Consider the following 23,497-nt stretch of genomic DNA (forward strand, 5'->3'; position numbering starts at 1 on the left):
CAAATGGGACCTGTAGCATCGAACGGATTGTAAAGAAGGGCAGCCGGAATGCAGTCTTCAAACTTGGAGAAACGAGTGCCCAAGTGAAAGTTCAAAACCTCATTGATCGACATCCAGACGCGAAACATCCTTTGTTCAAAAGGCTCAATCGCATCGCGTTCAAAGCACAGCATCGCCATCTCACGATTGGCGTCCACTTCATCCCAAGACATGATTGCTCCAACTTTGCATTAGTTTTCGGCGTTTAACTAAGAGGTCAGAACGAGCATAGGCGCGCTCAACTTCCGAACCAACCTTGTGGGCCAGGCTTAGTTCCGCAACTTCTCGTGAGACGCCCGGTTGCTCTGCCGCCCAATCTCTAAAAGTTGAACGAAAGCCGTGAACAGTAATCCCTTCAACTTTCATACGACGAAGCAACATCAGCATCGCCATGTTTGACATGGGCCGGTGGCGTTTTTGGCCTTCGAAAACGACTTCAGACCTTAGTGCTTTGAGCGGCTCGATGATCGCCAGCATCTCTTCCGTCAGGGGGATACGATGCTCCTGGTCCGCTTTCATGCGTTCGGCTGGAACGGTCCATAGCATCTCGTCGAAATCAAACTCTTCCCAGCGGGCGTGTAGGACTTCGCTCGTGCGGCTGGCCGTTAAGCATGTGAACATCAGCGCCTTCGCCGCCATGGCGTCTTTCGTTGCCAATTCGGCGTAGAACTCTGGAACGTCTTTCCAGTGCATCGCCTTGTGATGCTGCACCTTCTGTTTGACCTGTGGCAGGACACGGGCGTCGCGGATAGTTGTCACGGGGTTTTCACCGTCTCGAAAACCCTTCGACTTCGCCACATCCAGCACGGCCTTGATCCTCTGCGCTAGGCGCTTGGCTGTTTCGTGTTTCTCGGTCCAGACAGGCAGAAGCACTTGGAGCACCTCCGGCTGGCCGACCTCGGACACCGGCAACCGCCCGATCTTTGGGAAGGCATACTCGGCCAAAGTGTTGATCCATTGCTGGCCGTGCTTTGGGTTCTTCCATGTTGGCAGGCGCTCAATGTGGACTTGCCGAGCGATCTCTTCAAAGCAGGGGATTTCTTGGCGTCCGTTGTAGCGAGGGTTAATCCCACGCTTCGCCAGCCGTCGATATTCCAAGGCACGGTCCCGCGCTTCATTCAGGGTCACCACATCCGCTCCACCAAGACCGAAGTCCGTACGTAGGGGCTTGCCTTCGCGGTTGCGTTGACCCTTCACTGTGACCCGCACGATCCAGCGTCGTGCGCCGGATGGATCGACCACTAGATACAGTCCGCTCCCGTCGCCATGGCGACCGGGGCCGAGGGTTCGGACCAGATTTTTCGTCAGCTTTCCGCTCAGAGCAGCCATGAAAATACCACGATTTCTACCACGCAATGAATAGAAACGAGTCTAATCGAAGAAAAATGAATAGCAACAATGAAAGCAGATATATCAACAAAAACAGCCCTATAAGGGGCTGAATGTACATCAACAGAATTGAATGAAAATGGTGGGTGGCGGAGACGAAGGGATTCGAACCCTCGAGACGGTTTCCCGCCTACTCCCTTAGCAGGGGAGCGCCTTCGACCACTCGGCCACGTCTCCAAGGACGCGTATATCTAAGTAAACCCAGAGGACACAAGGCGAAAAATATCCTTTTTGAATTTTTCCTTGTTGCGGTTTTAATGACTGCGGAGCCACACAACTCGGAACTGTCTAGCAAGACTTGCGCCTTGGTTGGCTGTGCAAGGCACCCGTGCCTTTCAATCGCGCAACGGTGACTTACACACCAAAGTTCCCTCGCAGATTCAGCCTTGTCCCAAGAGGACGTCAATTTAGCCCGACTGCAGAGCGAAAAATACGGCCAGCACAGGATCAGAATATCCAGCCAAGCGAATTGGGAACAAAGGCAGCATAGTTGGATTGGAGTGATTACAGGCCTATTGGATCAGGCTTGAAGCACCAAACCGTCCTGGATTCGATGTCAGAATATGGCCAGAGAGCGTCCGGGGCAGGAAAATCCAAAGGACCAACAAGTCTTAGGTTCGCTAAGAATGGTGATCTGGGCTCCGTTCTCGTGCAAACGGCTTAGTAGCGCATGGGGGCCAAACCCGCCTGAAACCAGTTCAGAAAGCTAACGATCGAATAAACGGGGCGCCCTGTGATCTTGGCGACGTCCGCAGCATAAGGGGCCATATTGGTGCATTCGAGCACGATTGCCCCTACGGATTGGTGCTCTGAAACGAGTTGTCGAGCCATATCCTTCATTTCAGTCCGGCAGACATCGACGTCCATGTCAGGCCGGTCTTCGAAAATCGCGGTGGCAAAGGCACCGTCGCGTGGCAACCCTTCTATCGGAACGTCACCTCGGGCACCGGCCGCGCGCAAATGCGCGACGGTCAGGCTTTCTTTTGAGATTGTCAAAACCCCAACCTCTTGCGTGGTTGGTAGCGTCGCCTTGATCATCGGTATCTGCATCAAGGACGAACTGGCAAAAGGTACGCCGAGTGCGTCTTTCAACTCATCTTGCATAAGCGACAGAAATCCACAGGATGTTGTCAGCCCCCCGCAACCATCGGCAACCAAGTCGCGCCCGACTTGAATAAACCTGTCCAAAAGCGCGCGGGGGTCTTCATGCACAACTTTTTGAGCACTGGCCCCACCAACCGCACGCATGTGGACCGGAAAATTCCAGGTTTCGTTGTGACCAATATCGCCAAGCGGGCGCGGGAAATGGGTCTCAAGCATCAGGATTCCAACGGCGGTGGGTTCCATGCCTTCTCCTATTTTGCGCGCACGATGGGCTTGCCATCGACATTGTAAGGTTGCAATTCAGCCAAAAGAAATTCCAAAAACTCTTTGCCGAGTTGCGAGAGCGGGCGGGTTGCAGAGGTGATCACGGCCATGTCCATCATGATGGGGGGGGCAAACCGGCGGGCGACAAAGCGGTCATCGTAGTCGAACTCCAATCCAAAGCGGTCAAGTAGCGCAACCCCCATACCTTCTTTTACAAAGGCCAGTAGGTTTTTGAACAGATGGGAGTGCACCCGAGATTTCATCGGGATGTTGGATTTTTCAAACGCTTCGCGTAGTCGTCGCTGTGTGATGTGATCTGGCCCCATCACGAGCAACGGCTCGTCTTTGAGACGCTCAGGCGTAAGCACGTCGTGTTGCCCAAGCGGATTATCCTTGTGCAACGCAATACGCGTTTCCACATGCAGAGGGTAGTATTGCAGCGTGTCATACAGCATCGGCATTTCGCATATGCCAATCTCAAAAAGACCCGACAATACCCATTCCTGAATCTTCGAACTGTACTGCGACTGAAACGAGATATTCATGTCAGGTCTGGCTTTCGCAAACTCGGCGATAAGCTTGGGCACAAAACCGAACGACATAGAGTGTTGTGAGGCGATTTGAAGTTGCCCCGCTTGCTTGTTTTGCAAATCAACAACGGTCTGCGTGACGTGATCAAGACCGCGCACCACGGTATCAATCTCTCGGTACATCAACTCGGCCTCTGGTGTCGGGACAAGCCGACCATGCAAACGTTCGAAAAGCTCAAGCCCCGTTTGGCGTTCTAGTTGGGCAAGAAGGTTTGATATTCCGGGCTGAGAAATTCCCAAGGACTCGGCAGCGCCGGTAACGGTGCCCGTCTCGATGATGGCATGAAACGCCTGAAGCTGTCGGAACTGAAGTCGCATTCCGTAGTGTATCACTTTTTATAATGTCATTGCTAGAATTTAGTATTGGAAATGATGCCATGTGGCTGCCAAACTCTCTTTCAACCTCAAAAGAAAGTCGCTTAATGCCTTCAGAGCATATTGTTGTCATCGGGGCCGGGATTGTCGGCGCATCATCCGCCATATGGCTGCGCCGCGCGGGATATGATGTGACGCTGATTGACAAAGGCGCGCCTGGGATGGGGGCCTCTTACGGAAACGGTGGCATTCTGGCGAGCTGCTCCGTCGTGCCGGTCACCGGTCCGGGCCTTCTCAAAAAAAGCCCAGCGTATTTGGCCAACCCGAACTTCCCGCTTTTCATGCGCTGGGGCTATGTGCCCAAACTCGTGCCGTGGCTGATCAAATACATGTCACATGCGAACGAAGGCGACACCCGCCGGATTAGCCAAGGGCTGACAACGATCGTGGGGGACAGCCTTGAACAGCATCAGGCTTTGACGACCGGCACCAAGGCTGCCAAATGGGTACAAGAAAGTGACTATAGTTTCGCCTACCCCGACCGTCGCGCCTTTGACGCCGATGCCTTCGCGTGGCAACTGCGAAAGGAAGCCGGGTTTGAACCCACGTTCATTGAAGGACAGGCTGTTCAGGATGCCGAGCCGATCCTTGGCCCCGCAACCCAACTTTTGGCTGTGCTCAAAAACCATGGTTTCATTCTCAATCCCGGTTCTTACGTTGGTGACCTTGTCGTTCTATTCGAAGAGATCGGCGGCAAGTTCGTTCAGGCCGACGTCAAAGATTTCGAACTGAGTGGCGGACAAGTTAGCGCGGTAGACACCCACATTGGTCGCATTCACTGCGACAAAGCCGTCGTATCATCCGGGGTTTGGTCCAAGCCGCTAATGCAAAAACTTGGGTTGACTGTGCCGCTTGAGGCGGAGCGCGGCTATCACATCGTGTTCAAAGACCCCAACCTTAAACCCAACAATCCAATGATGCTGACGGCTGGGAAATTTGTTGCCACTCCGATGGACCACGGCGTGCGATGTGCCGGTGTGGTTGAGTTTGGCGGGTTAAGTGAGACGCCCTCAAAAGCGCCGCTGAAACTTCTGCGCCGCAAAGCGCAAGAGATGTTTCCCGATCTGACATACGAAAGTGACGAAGAATGGCTCGGGTATCGCCCGGCACCGTCCGACAGCCTCCCCTTGATTGGTGAGCTACACGACACCGGTGTTTTCACGGCTTTTGGCCATCACCACATCGGCTTGACGGGTGGGCCTAAAACTGGTCGCCTTGTCGCAGACATTATTTCTGGAAACCATACGAACAATGACATTCGCCCCTTTGAGCCGATGCGCTTTGCTGGGGGCAAATAACCAAGATCAACAACAATAACTCAGGGAGAGAACGATGAAACCACTTAGCAAGACATTGAGCACGACCGCTATGACTGTCGCGCTGGCGATCGCGGGGTCCACCGCGTCTGCCGAGCAATGGGACATGCCCATGGCATATGCAGCAACCAATTTTCATTCCGAACTGGGTGTGGTTTTTGCTGACAAAGTCCGCGAATACACCGGTGGCGAGATTGATATCACGGTGCATCCCGGTGGCTCGCTCTTTAAGGGCGGCGAGATCAAGCGCGCGGTTCAAACGGGTCAAGCGCCAATTGGGGAACGTTTCATGTCGGCGCACGCCAACGAAGCTCCGCTTTTGGGATGGGACAACCTGCCCTTTATTGCGACCACCTATGAAGACAATGACAAGCTTTGGGCTGCGGCCAAAGACAAAGTGAATGCACAGCTGTCCGATCTCAACCTCGTGGCGCTTTATACCTGCCCTTGGCCCGGTCAAGGCTTCTATTTCAAAAAAGAAGTCAATTCATCTGAGGACACCCAAGGTGTGAAGTTCCGCTCTTACAATACGGCGACGGCAACCTTTGCCGAAGAGCTTGGAATGATCCCAGTTCAAGTCGAGGCCGCTGAGCTTAGCCAAGCCTTGGCCACAGGCGTCGCAGAGTCGTTCATTTCGTCAGGCTCAACAGGCTATGACCGCAAGGTCTGGGAAACACTGACCCACTATTACAAGGTCAACGCCTGGCTTCCGCGCAACTATGTCATGGTCAACAAAGGCATCTGGGAAGGCCTGAGCGCAGACATGCAGGCCAACGTCCAGAAAGCCGCCGATGAAACCGGCGCGGCCTGCGCAGCCAAGTCAGCAGAACTTGCCAACTGGTATTTCGAACAGCTCGAAGCCAACGGCATGAAGGTCGAAGACGCGGGCGCTGATTTCCTTGCTGAGCTTGAAGCCATTGGCGCGAAAATGACAGCTGATTGGCTGGCAGATGTGGGTGAGGATGGCCAGGCTATCCTTGATGCCTACAAAGCCAACTAAGGCCAATGGCGGCGGCCTCACACAGACTTGGGGCCGCTACCAAACTGAATTCAGGGGAGTTTCCATGCGAGATTGGCAACCATTTTTAGGGCTTCCCTTGTGGGTCTGGCTCTTTGTGTTTCCAGCGTTGTTAGCGCTTTTTTGTCTTTGGCAGGGTCCAAAAGCCGTCGCGCTTCTGTCACCTGTCTGGAGGGTTCTCGATAAAATCTACAAGGCGGCCGGTGTGCTTGCCGCCTGCTTTATGGTGCTGATCTTGCTGTTGATTATCGGGCAAATGATTGCTCGTTGGTCCAACCTCACCTTCCCCGGGTCAACCGAATATGCTGGCTATTCCATGGCCGCGACATCCTTTTTCGCGCTGGCGTACACTTTGACGCAAGGGGGGCATATCCGCGTATCCGTGTTGCTAAATCTCAATAGACACACCGAGTTTTGGCTTGATGCGGTGGCGATGTTCATTGCGGCCACCACCGCCACCTATTTTGCGCGCTACGCGATCAAAACCAACATCATGTCAGAAATGCTGAATGATCGCACCCAAGGTCAGGATTTCACCCCCGAATGGCTGCTGACCTTCTTCGCCATGTTCGCAAATTCGCCCTCAAAATGGGGAGAGATGTGGGCCAAGACAGGCTCCGACTGGGTCTATACCCCCGTCTGGTTGCCTCAGTTGCCGATGTCGATTGGCACCGTGCTTTTGGCAATCGCAATCTGGGATTATCTCACACGGCTTCTCGCGCATCGTGAAAGTCAAATTCACGGGGAGGTTCTGGAATGAGCGAACTTTACGCCACAGCGATTTTTCTCTTTGTCCTTTTCGCGCTTTTAGGCGGCTCCGTTTGGATCGGGCTTGCTCTGATGGGGGTGGCATGGGTTGGCATGGAGCTGTTCACATCGCGCCCCGCCGGGGATGCGATGATCACCACAATCTGGACAGGCGCATCAAGCTGGACCCTCACCGCCTTGCCGCTTTTCATCTGGATGGGCGAAATCTTGTATCGAACCCGATTATCCCAAGATATGTTCCGCGGCCTTGCGCCATGGATGCGTTTTCTGCCCGGTGGATTGTTACACACCAATATCGCAGGCTGCACCATCTTCGCGGCGGTGTCCGGTTCATCCGCTGCAACCCTGAATATGGTCGGCAAAATGTCGATCCCTGAGCTGCGCAAACGTGGCTATCCCGAGTATATGATCATCGGCACATTGGCAGGGGCCGCAACGCTCGGCCTGATGATCCCACCCTCGCTAACACTGATCGTCTACGGCGTAACCATCAACGAAAGCATCACCAAGCTTTTCATGGCGGGTGTCTTTCCCGGTCTCGTTTTGGCGGGGCTTTTCATGCTCTACATCATGGCCTGGCACTTTGTTTACAAAGATCAGAGACCAGAGCCGGAACCCCCGATGCCAATGGCAAAACGTCTCTCGGAAAGCCGGTTTTTGCTACCGCTGTTTGGGTTGGTCTTTGTGGTGATCGGGTCAATGTATCTTGGCTATGCCACAGCCACCGAGGCCGCAGCGGTTGGCGTTGTTGGGGCGCTTTTGCTCTCATTTATGCAGGGTTCGCTTGATTGGAAAACCTTCCAAGACAGCCTGATGGGCGCGACGAAAACCTCGGCGATGATCGCCTTCATTCTTATGGGCGCTGCGTTCTTGTCGCTGTCCATGGGCTTTACCGGCCTGCCGCGGGCGCTCGCGGAACTGATCGAAAGCTATAACCTGTCGCCGGTGGCCCTGATCGCTGTGTTGACGGTGTTCTACCTGATCCTCGGGATGTTCATGGACGGGCTGTCATCGGTGGTTCTGACCATGGCAATTGTCGAACCTATGATCCGCGCCGCTGGCATTGATGTGATCTGGTTTGGGATCTTCCTTGTGGTCGTGATCGAAACCGCACAGGTCACGCCGCCCATCGGGTTCAACCTTTTTGTCCTTCAAGGGATGACCCGCCATGACATCGGATACATCGCCAAAACGGCGATTCCGATGGTAGGCCTGATGCTGCTCATGGTGGTCATTCTGGTGATCTGGCCCGAACTGGCAACTTGGCTGCCCGATAACATTCGCCAAGGGCCAGGAGGCTAAATCAGCATGCTTGGCGCGCTTGGGGGCATTGCGCGCTATGGGCGCTTTGTCCTTGTCGTGGGGCTTGTCGCTGGGCTTGTCTTGCCCAGCGTCGCGTCGGCCCTAAGGCCATGGCTTAGCGAACTGGTGCTGCTGTTGCTGTTTCTGACGGCCTTTCGTGTGGGCCTGCCGTCTGCATTGGACGGGCTCTCCCAGATTCGCAACACGCTTGGGGTTGTGCTGGTCTATCAATTGGCAATGCCGCTGATATGCATCGCAATGTTTGCGCTCTTTGGCCTTGCCCAAAGTCCCGTTGCCATAGCCTTGACGCTCATGCTCTCGGCTCCGTCTGTAACGGCGAGCCCGAACATGTCGGTGCTCCTTGGCCAAGCCCCCGAGTCTGGCTTTCGTCTCCTCATTCTGGGCACCTTGATCCTACCGCTGACAATCATACCTATCTTTTGGGTTTCACCGGCGCTTGGAAACTTATCCGAAGCGGTCTACGCGGCCTTGCGTCTTGGTCTGTCTATCAGCGCAACCATTGCCGTGGCTTTTACGCTGCGCGCCCTGTTTTGGCCGAACATCGGTCCGCATGAACTCCAAGCGCTTGATGGGCTAACATCGCTTGCTTTGGTCGTCATTGTCATCGGCCTGATGAGCGCGGTCGCCCCCGCCTTGTCGGCCGCCCCTTGGTCGCTCGCAAAATGGTTTCTTGTCGCAATGGTGGCCAATCTCGGCTTGCAAGTTGTGGCCTATGCGGGCTTGCGCCGATTTGGAAACGAACACAGCGCAGCCCCCATGGCTTTGGTCGCTGGAAACCGCAATGTGGCGCTTTTCCTTGTCGCGTCGTCAGCCACCCAAACGGATGAATTCCTTTTGTTCCTAGGATGCTACCAGTTTCCAATGTATCTTACCCCAATCATAATGCGTCCGATTTTGGGGAACCATAGTCGTATGAAAAACGCCGAATAAAGAGCGCAGGGCTCCCTACAGAAATGGCTCGCCCAATAGTTGGGAACCATCCGCGTCACAGCAATTTGCGCTTTCCCAACCAATGCCTAAAAAGCGATTCCGTTGAGAGGATATGATTGGTGTCAAAATGGGCATCTCATGGCGACACGGCTATCAAACTTCGTCGCATATGCCCCCATGCTGGAAAGTATCACCTCCTTAAAGCGGGAATGCGATTGGGCCGGGGTTGAGCCGCCCGAGTTCATCACGCAGATGCATGACGCGCTCACAGAACTGATGAATAGCATGGACGGGCCGGAGCCTAACTTTGCGCTGGGGACTGTGCTTGTGCATATGATCAACCACCTGACCGTGACGAATGACATACCTGCCGTGACGCAAGTGGTCTGCCGTAGGATCGCTGACGAAAGGTTCTGACCTTTCCCCCTGAAAGAATGTCGCGGGCGTTGCCAATGTCGCCCGTGACCACAGCTAACTTCCCCGGAGACAATCCAATGACTAACAACCAACTATTTCTCGCGATTTTGGCGGCGTTGATCTCCTCTCACCTTTTGATGCGCGCTCATGTGTCGTGGGAGGTAAGGGTTCAGGATAGCAGGTTCGGTAGGGAAATTACCGAAATGGTCAAAGGCCAGCTAGAGCATCACCTGCGGAACCAATGCCAGTCTCAGAAGGGTATCCTCTACAAGGGAATTTGCCATGAGACAGAAGAACAATTCGAAAAAGCCTGCATGGCGGATAGCGAAACCAATATGGTTTTGGGCAATCTTTGCCTGCCACATGAGAATAGCGAAGGGATCGACTGATGAAAAACGTGCTCAACCGAATCCTTCTCGCCTTCCTTCTGGTAGGGCCAACCCTGATGTTTGCGACCTTTATTGAGGCCGACCCCGAGAGATTGACGCCACTGAAAACCAGCGACCACCCCACAGACTGACCACAGGCCCGCTGTAATGGCGGGCTTACTTTTTCCCAGATCGAATTTCAGACAGACAGACAGACGGGCGCAGATATTGACCGCCCAGCGCAAAGCCCCGGATTATTCGACCGGCAGGCTTTCACACCCCCCACAGAACGGCCAAATTCCAACCACCTTCAGGTTTGGGAAGCATTTTGGCACGCAAACAATCGAAAATCGCGAAAAGCCCATATTTCATTGGGGTGTCTGGCGGAGAGGAAGGGATTCGAACCCTCGAGACGGTCTCCCGCCTACACACTTTCCAGGCGTGCGCCTTCGACCACTCGGCCACCTCTCCGTCGACCCGTTTAACGGAAAGGTCTAGGGGGGTGCAAGTCGATTTCTAACCGACCAAACAATGTTTTTTCAATTGCCCGATCAGTTCCCGTTTTATCGGCCAGATTCGAGGCGACCCCAATGACAAAGTCAGGAATTGTCGCGCCAACGATTCACAATCGGGTAACGGCGATCCAACCAAAACGCCCGGGGTGTAAGGCGCGGACCGGGTGCGGATTGGAAGCGTTTGTATTCGCTAATATAGAGCAAGTGCTCGACCTTTTTGGCATCCGCCCGGTCATAACCAGCGGCGACGCAATCGGCGATTGACCCTTCTTTGTCGACCAGTATCTCAAGGATCGCATCAAGCACCGGATAATCCGGTAGGCTATCGCTGTCCTTTTGATCATCGCGAAGCTCGGCCGAGGGGGGTTTGGTGATGATCCGATCCGGAATCACTGCGCCGGACGGCCCCTTCATCCAATCCCGGTGGTTTTCATTGCGCCAGCGGCATTGATCAAACACACGGGTTTTATACATATCTTTGATAGGGTTATAGCCGCCCGCCATGTCACCGTAGATCGTCGCATAGCCGACTGCGACTTCGGATTTGTTGCCGGTCGTCAAAAGCATTTCGCCAAACTTGTTCGACAGCGCCATCAACAAAAGCCCGCGCAAACGGGACTGAATGTTTTCTTCTGTCAGATCGGCTTCGGTGCCTTCGAAAAGCGGGGCCAGCGTGTTGGTGATCGCGGCACGGCCTTCGGCGATCGGGACAAAGTCGTAGCGACATCCCAGATTCTCGGCCAAGGCTTTGGCGTCATCCAAGGAGTCAGACGAAGTATATTCCGAAGGCAACATGACACAGCGCACATTTTCCGCCCCCAAAGCATCGACCGCGATGGTTGCAACGATGGCGGAATCGATCCCGCCTGACAGACCCAATAAGACCTTTTTGAAGCCCGTTTTGTACAAATAGTCCCGCAGGGATTCGACCATCACGCGGTAATCTTGCTCCCACGCGTCGGGATGTTTGGTGAACGGACCATCAAGCGCACGCCACCCATCCGGGCCGCGTTCGAAATCAACTTGAGCGATGACCTCATCGAACACCGGCAATTGCAAAACGATCTTGCCGCCGGGGTTCAACACAAAGGTTCCGCCGTCAAACACCTGATCATCCTGCCCACCGGTCATATTCAGATAGACCAAAGGGAGTTCCGTTTCGACGACCCGGGCCACCATGTGGTTCAACCGGGTTTCGAATTTGTTGCGGTAATAAGGCGATCCGTTGGGGACCAAAAGAAACTCCGCCCCGGTTTCTTCGAGCGTTTCGGCGACATCCGAGTGCCAGGCATCTTCGCAAATCGGCGAGCCGATCCGCACATCACCGACGCTATAGGGGCCAGACAACGGCCCGCTGTCAAAAATCCGCTTTTCGTCAAACACGGTTTCATTCGGCAGGTGATGTTTCAGAACCGTGCGCACAATCTTGCCACCGGTGCAAATGTGATACGCGTTGAAAAGCTCGGTTCCCTCGACCCAAGGGCCGCCAATCGCCAGTGTCGGACCATCGGCGCAGTCAATCGCCAATTGTTCAACAACCTGAATGGCCTCGGCGTGAAAGGCCGGCTTCATCACCAAATCCTGTGCATTATAGCCGGTAATGAACATTTCAGGCAGCGCCACCATGTCGGCGCCGGCTGCTTTGCCCTGTTCCCAGGCATCGCGTGCCTTAGCGGCATTGCCGTGCAAATCACCCACTGTCGGGTTCAACTGTGCCAACGTCAGACGAAAACGATCACTCATCGGGCCTGCCCTTATTCTTCGCGTTTCACCCTTGAAATAGCAGATGCACGCCGGAGGAAAAGCGTAATGGGCAAAAGAGATTGCCCCTAAGCCCCGCCTTGGTTACGTTTTGGCCAATTGGAACACCCGCAATGGGGACGGGACGAGCATGAAGACCGCAGGTATCATCACCCTTTTTGTCGCCGCGCTAACGCTGGCCGGGCCAGTCAGCGCGCAGGACACAGAGGTTGTCACCAAACAATATGACGACGGCGGCGAATATGTCGGCACGTTCCAAGACGGGTTGCAACACGGCACCGGCACCTATCGATTGCCCAATGGCTATGAATACAACGGCGATTGGTTCGAAGGGGAAATCAAGGGCGATGGCATCGCGCGCTTTCCTAACGGGTCGGTCTACGAGGGTAAGTTCGCCAAGGGCAAACCCGAAGGTGTTGGCAAGATCACTTTTGCTGATGGCGGCACCTATGAGGGCACTTGGCGCGACGGTAAGATCACCGGCAACGGCGTGGCGATCTATGCCAATGGCGTGCGCTACGAAGGGTCGTTCCGCAACGCGCTGCACCACGGCAAGGGCATCATGACCTCGCCCAATGGGTACCTTTACGATGGTGATTGGGTGAACGGCGTCAAAGAAGGTGGCGCCAAAATCACCTATCCCGACAGTTCCGTTTACGATGGCCGCGTTGCCGATGGCGAACGCGAAGGTCAGGGCAAACTAACCATGCCCGATGGTTTGATCTATGAGGGCACTTGGCGCGATGGTCAGATCGACGGATCGGGCAAGCTGGTCCAGCCCAACGGCGATATTTACGAAGGGCAGTTGGTTGATGGCCGTCGCGAGGGTGCGGGCAAAGTCACCTATGCCAATGAAGACACTTATGAAGGCGAGTTCAACAATGACCAACGCCATGGTCAGGGCACCTTTGTTGGCAAGGACGGCTACAAATACGAAGGCAACTGGGTGTCAGGCCAGATCGAAGGCCAGGGCAAAGTTACCTACCCCGATGGCTCGGTTTATGAAGGCGCGTTCAAGGGTGACCTTGCCAATGGTAAGGGCAAGATCACCTATCCTGATGGATCGACCTATGACGGCGACTGGAAAGAAGGCGTGATCGACGGACGTGGCGTGGCCACATATATCAATGGCTTGGTTTATACCGGCGAATGGTCCAACGCCCGTAATAACGGCTTTGGCATCATGACCTACCCTGACGGCTATCGTTATGAGGGCGGTTGGAAAGACGGCCAACGTCACGGCGAAGGCAAAGCCACCTACCCAGATGGCACCTTGTACGAAGGGCAGTTCCGCGATGGTCAACGCCATGGCCAAGGTGTGATTAACATGGCCGGTGGGTTTGTCTATGACGGCAACTGGGAACGCGGTGAGATTAGCGGTGAAGGCATCGCAACCTACGCCAATGGCGACGTCTACACCGGCATGTTCAAGAACGGCAAACGCCAAGGGATTGGCACCATGCGCTATGCCACCGGCGAAGAGGCCAACGGCGATTGGGTCAATGGCGCCCTAACCGGCAAACCCGCCGCCGCAGAACCCGAAGAAGAGGCCGTTGAAGCGTCTGAATAGACGGACGGCTCCTTAAGTGACAAAGTCGCATTTGCGCCAACACCCTTGCACCGATAGGCTGGCCGGTAATCCATGACCGGAGCCTTGATGTCTACTGTTCGTTTGCGCCTGTTGATCTTGGCCCTGTTGCCATTGATCGTGCTCATGCCCTTGCTTTTGCTATTGGGCATGACCCGGTGGAGCGCGGATTACGACAAGGTTCTGATCGCCAATGTCGAAAGCGATTTGCGCATCGCAGAACAATATTTGGCGCGCTTGATGACCGAAACCGGCACCGACCTATTAGGGGTGGCGGAATCGACCGAATTTTCAAGCCTTCTAGATCGTCCAGTCACAGCACAAAACGCGTATTTTAGCACCAAACGTGACGCTTTTGAGCTCGATTTCCTCTATTTCATTCCGCGCGGCGACGCCGAAACCGCCGCCAGAAAATGGCCGGTGATCCGTACGGCGTTAAACGGTATGGCCAATACACAGATCGACATTTTCTCGACCACCGATCTCGAAGAGTTGTCAGATGACTTGGCCGCGCAGGCGCGGATTGACCTAATTGACACCGAAGCCGCCAGCCCAACCTCTCGCACCATCGAAGATCGCGGCATGGTGGTGCACGCCGCCTCGCCGGTAATGATCCCCGGTCACAACGGCGTATTGGTCGGTGGTGTTCTGTTGAACCGCAACCTGCAATTTATTGATACAATCAACGCGTTGGTCTATCTAAACGCCATCACTGGCGGCGAACGTCAGGGCACCGCCACCTTGTTTCTTGATGATGTGCGCGTGTCCACCAATGTCCGCCTGTTCGAAGATGTGCGTGCGCTTGGAACCCGCGTTTCCGGCGCGGTGCGCAGCAAGGTGTTGGAACAGGGCCAGACATGGCTGGCGCGGGCTTTTGTGGTCAATGATTGGTATATTTCCGGCTATCTGCCGCTTACCGATAGCTTTGGACGACGCGTCGGGATGCTTTACGTCGGGTTTCTCGAAGCCCCCTTCACAGCGGCGAAACGATCCGCCTACCTTTGGATGATGGTCGCCTTTGGCGCAGTTTTGGCCCTATCGGGTCCTTTGTTTCTTTGGCTCGCCAAGGGGATTTTTGCACCGCTGGAACGGATGAGTTCGACCATGCGTAAAGTGGAGAAGGGCGATCTATCGGCCAGAAATGGCAATATCGGCACCAAGGATGAGATCGGGCAAGTGGCAGCGCATTTGGACAGCTTGCTCAATCAGGTCCAAGACCGCGATCAAAAACTGCGCGCTTGGGCAGACGAGTTGAACCAACGGGTTGACCAACGCACCTCGGAACTGCGCGATGCCAATGCCAAACTCGAACAGACATTTAAACAGTTGGTGATGTCGGAAAAGCTGGCTTCGATCGGTGAAATCACCGCCGGTGTCGCCCATGAAATCAACAACCCGGTTGCGGTGATTCAGGGCAACGTGGACGTGATGCGCGAAACACTGGGCGAACACGCCAAGGATGTTAAAACCGAACTGGATTTGGTCGATCAGCAAGTCTCACGCATTGATGCGATTGTTGGCAAACTTCTGCAATTCGCACGCCCGGGTGAGTTTTCGGGCTATGAAGAAACCACCAAGATGCACCCGGTTGTGTCGGACTGTTTGGTTTTGGTCGATCACCTGATCAGCCGTCGCCATATTTCAATCGCGGTAGACCTTGGTGATGCCCCGGCCGTCAAAGTAGACCCCGGCGAAATGCAGCAGGTTGTTATCAATTTGATCGTCAACGCAGTTCAAGCCATGGGCGATCGAGGCGAGCTAGCCATCACTCTCTCCAGCAAACAACGTGACGGCGTTGACGGCGCTGAGCTTTCCATCAGCGACACCGGACCCGGTGTTCCCGAGGACAAGCTCAATTCGGTGTTCGATCCGTTTTTTACCACCAAACAGGCCGAGGGCACCGGGCTTGGCCTGTCGATAAGCCAAACCCTGATCCAACGCTCGGGTGGTATCATCTCGGCCCGCAATACGGATCGCGGTGCCGAATTTTCCGTCTGGCTTCCGGCCGCTTAGATCATTCCCCCCATGCGGCGCATTTGCGATCAATGGTTTTGCGCGAAACGCCCAAACGGCGCGCCGCTTCGGCCCGGTTGCCGTCGCATTGATCAAGCACATGCAGGATATGACGCTGCATGACAAAATCCAGCGTCTCCTTTGCTTGCGCGCCGGTCACTTGGCCGTTGCCAGAAAACTCATCCGGGAACTCACCCAGAATGACCGAACGTTCGATCAAATTGCGCAGCTCGCGCACATTGCCGGGCCAATCATAGCGGCGCAGTTTCAAAAGGGTTTCATCATCCAATTCCAACACCGGCATGCCCAGAGCCATGGAAAAATGCGTCATGAATAGGCTGGCGAGTTCGACAATATCCTCTGACCGGTCCTTGAGAAGCGGCATGTCGATATTCACGATATTGATCCGATGATAGAGATCCGGGCGAAACTTGCCCTCCTCGACCGCACGATCCAAATTGGCATTGGTAGCAAAACACAGGCGTAAGTTCAGCGGAATGTCACGTTCGCCACCAACCGGCCGCACCCGTTGATCCTCCAAGACCCGGAGCAAGGCCGCTTGCAAAGGTTCGGTCATTTGGGCCACTTCGTCCAAGAACAAAGTCCCGCCATCAGCGAGCAAAAACAAACCGGCTTTGCGCTGATCCGCGCCTTCGACCACGCCAAACAATTCCTGTGAAATGCGATCCGGGGCCAAGGCCGCGCAATTTACGGCGACAAAGGGCTTTTCGGCCCGATCCGACAGTTGATGCAGGGTGCGCGCGGCAACCTCTTTGCCCGTCCCACTGGCCCCGGTGAACAAAACCGGCGTCGGCAGCGGGGCGAGCTTGTGCAACATCGCCCGCACATCGGCCAAGGCATCGGACGTGCCTAGAAGCTGACCACGGGCATTGTCCGACGACAATTCATGACGCAAAAGCGTGTTGTCACGTTGCAAATACTTGCGGTCCAATGTGCGTGATACCGCATTCAAAATCTGGTTGGCGCGAAACGGTTTCAACACAAAGTCCGACACCCCGGCCCGCAACGCCGTAATCGCCGTTTCGAGATCGGCATAGGCCGTGATCAGGATCGTATCGGCAAACAAGCCAAGGCGACTTTGCTCGACAACCCATTCCAGCCCGGTTTTTCCCGGCATGATATTGTCGAGGATGACCAAATCAAAATGCGCCCGGTCCAACATGGCCGTCGCTTCGTCCGGTGATCCGGCTTGTTCCACCCGTTTACAGCGGGGTTCCAAGATTTTGGTTAGGAAATTGCGCATGCCCGGTTCGTCGTCCAACACAAGGATCGACGCGCCCTTTAGGCTGCTCCCGTATTCGTCTGCCACATGTACCTCAGTTCAATCGGACACTGGCACCGGAATAGCGCTCTTCGGCGGAAAAGCCTATCTCTGCGAGAATGAAATTGGCGGCGATGCCGATGATGATGGTTGCGGCGAACCCGGCCCACATGGCTTTCATTGGGTTAGTCTCCTTGGCTTGTATTGTCTTTGAGAAAGGTGATCAGATCGGCGCGATCTTGCGGCTTCGCGATCACCTGCATGGGCATTTTGCTACCCGGAATATAGTGGTCAGGCCCCTGATCAAATAGGGCGTCAATGGTGGTTTCATCCCAGATGATCGGCGATCCATCCAAGGTGTCGGAATAGGAGTACCCCGGCACGGTCCCGGCGCGACGCCCGAAAACACCGTGCATCGTTGGGCCAGCTTTGCGTGAGGGGCCGGGTTCAAGTGCATGACAGATCGAACATTTGCGCATGAATTGCCGTTCACCGTTGGGCATGGTGTCAGCGTCCTGCAGGAAGCTGCGTTCGCCGCTTATGGCCGGATCATATTCATCAAGGCTGTCAACTGGCCATCCATAGGCAACATCATCCAGCCCCCCGGCCCAGATGGTTTTGCCATCATTGGAAAAGGCAAGCGCCCAAACCGGACCGTTGCGCGTTGCCCGGAAATCTCGCGTGATGCGCCATTCGGCGGTGTCGATCATCATGATATAGCCCTGCCCGTCCCCAACAGCGAGCTGATGGGTGTCAGCGTGATAGGCCATCGACAGGATTGGGCGGCGATCAAGGGTGAAGTCGGAAATCTGGTCACCAGTTTCCGGGTGAACAATCCGAGTTCCACCGTCCACAGCGCCATAGGCAAGCCAGTCGTCGGTGACGATCAGTTTATTGATACCAAAGCCGTGTTTGACGATGGGTCGACTAGTGAGGGCGTTGGTCCGCCCCTCCCACACCCGAACTGTTCCATCAGATGACGCAGAGAAAAGCCCCCCCGAGGGAGCAAAAGCCACGGCATTTACGCCCGTCGCATGACCTGCCAAAATCTCGGGCTGTAGCTCAATGAGGGGTCCTCCGGCTTTGCGCAGGACCTTCACCCGACTTAGCAAGTGAATTGTGCCATCCCAGCTGGCGGTGGCGATCCTGTTGGTTTCGGTATCAAAAGCAATGTCACTGACCTTGCCTTTGTGCTCGGTCACTTTGATTGGGTCAGTCTGGTCTAGAAGGTTAAGCAACACTCGAAAATCATCTCCACCGGATACAACCACTCGCGGTTCAGGGCTGGCAACCGCCACGACCGCCGCGTCATGCCCTTCCAACCATGTCGGCACTCGTCCGTCCCACACCCCAACCGAGTTATCAAAACTAGCGGTGACCACCGTCCCATCCGGGGCGACGGCGATATCCATGATCGGGCCTCCGTGCCCTTTGAGCGTGGTAAAATCTTGCGCCACGGCCGGCATTACCCATAGGGCGGCCAAGCTTATGAGCGGCGCAAGACCTCGCATTATTCCGCCGGAGTAGCGGGAGTGGTGTCTTTGGGTTTGGCGTCACGCGGCTCGCGCCCTTCGGCAACAAGCACCTCATCAAGCCAAATCGAGTGGTGCTGATGCGCCCATGCTTCGTCGACTTCGCCCGTGGTCATCGCATCCGCCGCGCCGTCCATACCGACCGAGCCGATATAAATATGCGCCAACACAATCGCCATAAGGACAAAGGCCATAATCGCGTGCCAAAGCTGGGTGTATTGCATTTCCTCTTGCGGCGACAATTCGGTCGGCAAGGGGGCGATACCCACCCAATCCGGCGCGCCAATGTCGTTTAACAAAACAAAAGTTTTCGCCATCAGCGGCAGTTCGTAAGGGAACAGCAACGACACGCCGGACAAGGCAATCGAGCCACCAAATAAGATAACCGACCAAAAGATGATCTTTTGACCCCCATTGAATTTCTTGGCTGGGGGGTGGTTTTTGCCAATGATACCGCCGAATTGGGCGAACCATTTGATGTCTGTGCGGTCGGGAATATTGTGCCAAACCCACATAAAGAACACCATGACCAGCCCAAGGATAAAGGCCCAAGCCACGTTGTTGTGGATCAGTTTTGACACGGTGAGCAGGGTCGAGTTGAACTCATGCCCAAGATAGGGCGCAATGAAGTTTCGTCCAAACAAGACAAACAACCCGGTCAGGCCCAATAGGATGAATGACCCGCCCAAAATCCAATGCGCCATGCGTTCGATGAATTTGAAACGGGTAACAGTGCGGCCGGTCATCGGCTCATCAATGCCAATTTTGCCGCGCAACAGATAGAACAAAATCAGTGCGCCAATGGTCCCCAGCAAAAGCCAGCCGCCATATGTGGCCAGCGGGCCTTCGCGGAAGGTTAGCCACCACATGCCGCCGTCCTGGACCAACATGGCCGAACCACCGCTGCGGGCCGAGGTTGTCAGGTCAGCCGAACCATAGCGCAGCGCGCGCCACAGTTCCGGGTCTGATGCACCACCAAGAGGGGCGAGCTGGGCCGCGCCGGGGTCTGCGGTGGGGTCGCCAACATTGTCGCGCCGAAACGCATCATCAACCGTTTCGCCACGCTGGCGGGCCATGATGTCTTCGAGCGTCTGAGCGCCACCGGTCGCGGCGCGATCAGGGGCTGGTGTTGCGGTCACATCTTCAGCCTGCGCGACGCTTGTCAGCAGCAGTGAAAAGACAAGTGCGAGTGCCATGCGCAGCATGTGTCACCCTCCTTGGAGATCTAGAATTCGAATGAGGTGCAGGCCAGCCCGAGGGAAAAAGGGCCGCCCTGCTGATTGGAGATAGGGCGGGGATACCCCCGCCCATCCAGAGCGTCAGCCGCCCTTTTGGTCGTAGGCAGTGCCCCAACCCCAAGCGCCCGAGCCGAAGCCGCGAGCAACCACACGTTCACGGTAGATCGCCGACACGATGTCGCCGTCACCCGCCAACAGGGCCTTGGTGGAACACATTTCTGCACAAATCGGCAGTTTGCCTTCGGCAATACGGTTACGACCGTATTTGGCAAACTCTGCGGTCGAGTGGTTTTCCTCGGGGCCACCGGCGCAGAAGGTACATTTGTCCATCTTGCCACGGGATCCAAAGTTACCAGCCTGTGGGTATTGCGGCGCGCCAAACGGACACGCGTAGAAGCAATAACCACACCCAATGCAAAGATCCTTGGAGTGCAGGACCACGCCTTCTTCGTTTTGATAGAAGCAGTCGACCGGACACACCGCCATACAAGGCGCATCGGAACAATGCATACAGGCCACCGAGATCGAGCGTTCGCCGGGGTTACCATCTTGGATGGTTACAACGCGACGACGGTTGATGCCCCAAGGCACCTCGTGCTCGTTCTTACATGCGGTGACGCAGGCGTTACACTCGATGCAGCGTTCGGCATCACATAGGAACTTAGCTCGTGCCATATCCTGTTCTCCTTATGCTGCTGAGATTTTGCAGAGAGTACATTTTGTCTCCTGCATCTGAGTGACCGAGTCATACCCATAGGTCTGCGCGGTGTTGGTGCTTTCACCCAATACATAGGGATCAGCGCCATCGGGGTATTTGTCCCGCAAATCCGCACCTTGGAAGTGACCACCAAAGTGGAACGGCATAAAGGCAACGCCTTCGCCGACCCGGTTGGTGACCATCGCCATAACCTTGACCTTGCCGCCTTCTGGACCTTCGACCCAGACCTGAGCCCCGTCGCGCACACCAAGGTTGTTGGCGTCACGTGGGTTGATCTCGACGAACATGTCCTGCTGAAGTTCNNGCCAGCCATGGGTTCGACCGTGTTTCATCACCGCCGCCTTCGTATTCAACCAAGCGACCAGAGGTCAGAATGATTGGGAAGTCTTTGGAGAAGTCGTTCTTCTGGATCGACGCATACATGGTCGGCAGACGATAGAACTTGCGGTCTTCGTAGGTTGGATAATCCGCAACCAGATCGCGACGCGGGCTGTAGAGCGGTTCGCGGTGCAGCGGCACCGGATCCGGGAACGTCCACACGACGGCACGGGCCTTGGCGTTACCAAACGGCGCACATTCATGCGCAATCGCAACACGCTGGATACCGCCGGACAGGTCGGTTTTCCAGTTGGTCTTGGCACCGGCAACGGCTTCGATAGAAGCGCGCTCTTCGTCGGTCAGATCACCGTCCCAACCAAGGTCCATCAGCATCTGCATGGTGAATTCCGGATACCCGTCTTGGATTTCCGAATTCGCGCTGTAGACACCATCGGCCAACAGGTTGTCGCCATCCCGCTCAACGCCAAAGCGCGCCCGGAAGGTGAGACCACCCTCGGAAACCGGCTTGGACATATCATAGAGGTTCGGCGTTCCGGGGTGACCCATCTCTGCGGTGCCCCAGCAAGGCCATGGCAGACCGTAGTAATCGCCATCAGCCGGACCACCAATCGCCTGCAGCGTGGTTCTGTCGAACGTGTGCTGGTTGGCCATGTGCAGTTTCAGACGTTCGGGCGACTGGCCGGTATAGCCAATGGTCCACATACCTTTGTTGATCTCACGCAGCGTGTCTTCGACATTTGGCGTGATGCCATCTTCTTCCAGCTCGATGTTGCGGAACAGGCGCTCATGGAAGCCGAATTTCTTCGAGAACAAACCAATGATTTCGTGGTCGGTCTTCGATTCAAACAGCGGATCCATGATCTGTTCACGCCACTGGAACGACCGGTTTGACGCCGTGACCGAGCCACGCGTTTCAAACTGTGTCGCCGCTGGTAGCAGGTAACAACCATCGGTACGGTCATGCATAACGGCGGAAACGGTGGGATACGGGTCGATGACGACCAGCATGTCCAGCTTTTCCATCGCCGTTTTCATTTCCGGCCCACGAGTCTGCGAGTTCGGCGCGTGCCCCCAAAGAACCATGGCGCGGACTTTGTCCGGGTTGTCCATGTTTTCCGGGTCTTCAAGAACACCGTCGATCCAGCGCGAAACCGGAATACCGGTCAGGTTCTGAAGCGACTTTTCCTTGCCGTCGGCACCGGTGGTCTTGGCAAACTGATTGCCGAGCCATTCGGCGTCTTCTTCCCAAACGCGCGCCCAATGGGCCCATGCACCTTTGGACAGGCCATAATAGCCCGGCAAAGTGTGCGACAGAACACCAAGGTCGGTTGCGCCCTGAACGTTGTCGTGACCGCGGAAGATGTTGGTACCACCACCCGAGGTGCCCATGTTGCCCAGCGCCAGCTGAAGCACGCAATACGCACGGGTGTTGTTGTTACCATTCGTGTGCTGCGTACCACCCATACACCAAATCACGGTGCCGGGACGGTTGTTGGCCATGGTACGGGCAACGCGGCGAAGCTGAGAACCGGGCGTGCCAGTGACACGTTCGACTTCTTCAGGTGTCCACTTGGCCACTTCTTCTTTGATCTGGTCCATGCCCCAAACACGGGTGCGGATGAACTCTTTGTCCTCCCAACCGTTTTCGAAGATGTGCCACAAAATACCCCAGATCAACGCCACATCCGAACCGGGACGGAAGCGGACATATTCATCCGCATGGGCCGCAGTACGGGTAAAACGTGGGTCACAAACGATCAACGGAGCGTTGTTTTGCTCTTTTGCTTTCAAAACGTGGAGCAGCGAAACGGGGTGTGCTTCGGCTGGGTTACCACCAATGATAAAGATCGCTTTGGAATTGTGGATGTCGTTGTACGAGTTCGTCATCGCACCGTAGCCCCAGGTGTTCGCAACACCGGCAACTGTGGTTGAGTGACAAATACGCGCCTGGTGGTCCACGTTGTTGGTGCCCCAATAGGCAGCAAACTTGCGGAACAGGTAGGCTTGTTCGTTCGAGTGTTTGGCCGAACCCAGCCAATAGACGCTATCCGGGCCACTTTCTTCCCGGATGTTCATCATGCCGTCGCCGATCTCATTGATCGCCTGTTCCCAGCTGATGCGCTTCCACTCACCACCCTCTTTTTTCATAGGGTATTTCAGACGGCGTTCACCATGGGCGTGCTCACGAACAGAAGCCCCTTTGGCGCAATGCGCACCAAGGTTGAACGGGCTGTCCCAGCCGGGCTCTTGCCCAACCCAAACGCCATTCGATACCTCGGCCACAACGGTACAACCGACCGAACAGTGGGTACAAATGGATTTCTTGGTTTCCACCGCGCCGGTCGCCGCAGTCGCGGCCGAAGCCTGCTGCACCGTACCACCGGTGGCTGCAATCGCGGCAAGGCCACCGATCGCAAGACCGGACCCGCGCAAAAACGCACGGCGGTCTACTGAAGCATTTGCAGCCTCAGACAGGATACTGGTCCGCTGGGGGCGTCGCGCAACCCCGTTGGTCTTTTTCCTAAGCATGTTTCTCTCTCCCTTGCGTGCATGGGGTTTGATCCCCAGCTTGCTTGGTATTCACGAATGATCTTTTGACGGTCGGGCGTC

At 55.5% G+C, this 23,497-nt stretch carries 21 protein-coding genes, 2 tRNA genes and 1 pseudogene; 10 read left to right on the forward strand and 14 right to left on the reverse strand.

Annotation, left to right across the window (positions count from 1 at the left end; genetic code table 11):
• From AC5EFR_RS07810 to AC5EFR_RS07830, 5 genes are all read right to left on the reverse strand, one after another.
• On the reverse strand, positions 1 to 212 hold a 212-nt coding region (locus tag AC5EFR_RS07810), incomplete at its 3' end, for a hypothetical protein (protein ID WP_493575296.1).
• Complete coding sequence (locus tag AC5EFR_RS07815; protein ID WP_493575297.1) at positions 199 to 1,368, reverse strand: tyrosine-type recombinase/integrase; 1,170 nt, start codon at positions 1,366 to 1,368, stop codon at positions 199 to 201. The genes AC5EFR_RS07810 and AC5EFR_RS07815, both read right to left, overlap by 14 nt.
• A 147-nt stretch (positions 1,369 to 1,515) precedes the next feature.
• Positions 1,516 to 1,605, reverse strand: a tRNA-Ser gene (locus AC5EFR_RS07820).
• A 483-nt stretch (positions 1,606 to 2,088) separates the two neighbouring features.
• Entirely contained in the window at positions 2,089 to 2,775 is a 687-nt protein-coding gene (locus AC5EFR_RS07825) for an aspartate/glutamate racemase family protein (RefSeq protein WP_493575298.1), read from the reverse strand.
• An 8-nt stretch (positions 2,776 to 2,783) separates the two neighbouring features.
• Positions 2,784 to 3,704 carry a LysR family transcriptional regulator gene (locus AC5EFR_RS07830; RefSeq protein WP_493575299.1) on the reverse strand — a complete coding sequence of 307 codons (921 nt, stop codon included), beginning with the start codon at positions 3,702 to 3,704 and terminating at the stop codon, positions 2,784 to 2,786.
• Positions 3,705 to 3,808: 104 nt separating this feature from the next.
• Between AC5EFR_RS07830 and AC5EFR_RS07835 the strand changes: the two genes are divergently transcribed.
• From AC5EFR_RS07835 to AC5EFR_RS07870, 8 genes are all read left to right on the forward strand, one after another.
• Positions 3,809 to 5,059: an NAD(P)/FAD-dependent oxidoreductase gene (locus AC5EFR_RS07835; protein WP_493575300.1), complete on the forward strand. Its 1,251-nt coding sequence runs from the start codon at positions 3,809 to 3,811 to the stop codon at positions 5,057 to 5,059.
• A gap of 34 nt (positions 5,060 to 5,093) precedes the next feature.
• Positions 5,094 to 6,077 carry a TRAP transporter substrate-binding protein gene (locus tag AC5EFR_RS07840; protein WP_493575301.1) on the forward strand — a complete coding sequence of 328 codons (984 nt, stop codon included), beginning with the start codon at positions 5,094 to 5,096 and terminating at the stop codon, positions 6,075 to 6,077.
• A gap of 64 nt (positions 6,078 to 6,141) precedes the next feature.
• The gene (locus tag AC5EFR_RS07845) at positions 6,142 to 6,855 is read left to right on the forward strand and encodes a TRAP transporter small permease (RefSeq protein WP_493575302.1); all 714 of its coding nucleotides are present in this window, start codon (positions 6,142 to 6,144) and stop codon (positions 6,853 to 6,855) included.
• Entirely contained in the window at positions 6,852 to 8,165 is a 1,314-nt protein-coding gene (locus AC5EFR_RS07850) for a TRAP transporter large permease (RefSeq protein WP_493575303.1), read from the forward strand. The genes AC5EFR_RS07845 and AC5EFR_RS07850 overlap by 4 nt, the downstream gene beginning before the upstream one ends.
• A gap of 6 nt (positions 8,166 to 8,171) precedes the next feature.
• Entirely contained in the window at positions 8,172 to 9,116 is a 945-nt protein-coding gene (locus tag AC5EFR_RS07855; protein ID WP_493575304.1) for a hypothetical protein, read from the forward strand.
• Positions 9,117 to 9,293: 177 nt separating this feature from the next.
• Positions 9,294 to 9,533 carry a hypothetical protein gene (locus AC5EFR_RS07860; protein ID WP_493575305.1) on the forward strand — a complete coding sequence of 80 codons (240 nt, stop codon included), beginning with the start codon at positions 9,294 to 9,296 and terminating at the stop codon, positions 9,531 to 9,533.
• Between the two features lie 77 nt (positions 9,534 to 9,610).
• Positions 9,611 to 9,922, forward strand: coding sequence for a hypothetical protein (locus AC5EFR_RS07865; RefSeq protein ID WP_493575306.1), 312 nt, complete (start codon positions 9,611 to 9,613; stop codon positions 9,920 to 9,922).
• Positions 9,922 to 10,053 (forward strand): hypothetical protein, encoded by a 132-nt coding sequence (locus AC5EFR_RS07870; RefSeq protein WP_493575307.1) that lies wholly within the window; start codon positions 9,922 to 9,924, stop codon positions 10,051 to 10,053. Before AC5EFR_RS07865 ends, AC5EFR_RS07870 begins: the two co-directional genes overlap by 1 nt.
• Positions 10,054 to 10,282: 229 nt before the next feature.
• Here AC5EFR_RS07870 and AC5EFR_RS07875 read toward each other — a convergent pair.
• Together AC5EFR_RS07875 and AC5EFR_RS07880 are read right to left on the reverse strand one after the other, a co-directional pair.
• Positions 10,283 to 10,372, reverse strand: a tRNA-Ser gene (locus tag AC5EFR_RS07875).
• 128 nt (positions 10,373 to 10,500) lie between these two features.
• Positions 10,501 to 12,159 (reverse strand): NAD+ synthase, encoded by a 1,659-nt coding sequence (locus AC5EFR_RS07880; protein WP_493575308.1) that lies wholly within the window; start codon positions 12,157 to 12,159, stop codon positions 10,501 to 10,503.
• A gap of 148 nt (positions 12,160 to 12,307) precedes the next feature.
• Here AC5EFR_RS07880 and AC5EFR_RS07885 point away from each other — a divergent pair, with 148 nt between their 5' ends.
• Both AC5EFR_RS07885 and AC5EFR_RS07890 read left to right on the forward strand, forming a co-directional pair.
• A complete protein-coding gene (locus AC5EFR_RS07885; RefSeq protein ID WP_493575309.1) occupies positions 12,308 to 13,747 on the forward strand; it encodes an MORN repeat-containing protein in 1,440 nt (479 codons plus the stop codon).
• Positions 13,748 to 13,834: 87 nt separating this feature from the next.
• A complete protein-coding gene (locus AC5EFR_RS07890) occupies positions 13,835 to 15,778 on the forward strand; it encodes a sensor histidine kinase (RefSeq protein ID WP_493575310.1) in 1,944 nt (647 codons plus the stop codon).
• A gap of 1 nt (position 15,779) precedes the next feature.
• On the opposite strand, the gene AC5EFR_RS07895 is transcribed toward AC5EFR_RS07890, so the two are convergent.
• From AC5EFR_RS07895 to AC5EFR_RS07925, 7 genes and pseudogenes are all read right to left on the reverse strand, one after another.
• Positions 15,780 to 17,108 carry a sigma-54-dependent transcriptional regulator gene (locus tag AC5EFR_RS07895; protein WP_493575311.1) on the reverse strand — a complete coding sequence of 443 codons (1,329 nt, stop codon included), beginning with the start codon at positions 17,106 to 17,108 and terminating at the stop codon, positions 15,780 to 15,782.
• 7 nt (positions 17,109 to 17,115) lie between these two features.
• Positions 17,116 to 17,241 (reverse strand): hypothetical protein, encoded by a 126-nt coding sequence (locus AC5EFR_RS07900; RefSeq protein ID WP_299922025.1) that lies wholly within the window; start codon positions 17,239 to 17,241, stop codon positions 17,116 to 17,118.
• A gap of 4 nt (positions 17,242 to 17,245) precedes the next feature.
• Entirely contained in the window at positions 17,246 to 18,571 is a 1,326-nt protein-coding gene (locus AC5EFR_RS07905; protein ID WP_493575312.1) for a c-type cytochrome, read from the reverse strand.
• Positions 18,571 to 19,797: a formate dehydrogenase subunit gamma gene (locus tag AC5EFR_RS07910; RefSeq protein ID WP_493575313.1), complete on the reverse strand. Its 1,227-nt coding sequence runs from the start codon at positions 19,795 to 19,797 to the stop codon at positions 18,571 to 18,573. Before AC5EFR_RS07910 ends, AC5EFR_RS07905 begins: the two co-directional genes overlap by 1 nt.
• 114 nt (positions 19,798 to 19,911) lie before the next feature.
• Positions 19,912 to 20,505 carry a formate dehydrogenase FDH3 subunit beta gene (gene fdh3B, locus AC5EFR_RS07915; RefSeq protein ID WP_299922020.1) on the reverse strand — a complete coding sequence of 198 codons (594 nt, stop codon included), beginning with the start codon at positions 20,503 to 20,505 and terminating at the stop codon, positions 19,912 to 19,914.
• 12 nt (positions 20,506 to 20,517) lie between these two features.
• On the reverse strand, positions 20,518 to 20,850 hold a 333-nt coding region (locus tag AC5EFR_RS07920), incomplete at its 5' end, for a molybdopterin dinucleotide binding domain-containing protein (protein WP_493575314.1).
• Positions 20,851 to 20,852: 2 nt separating this feature from the next.
• A pseudogene (locus tag AC5EFR_RS07925) lies at positions 20,853 to 23,416 on the reverse strand (molybdopterin-dependent oxidoreductase); the annotation flags it as partial.
• Positions 23,417 to 23,497: the final 81 nt, after the last annotated feature.

It is taken from the genome of Pelagimonas sp. (genome assembly GCF_058892305.1).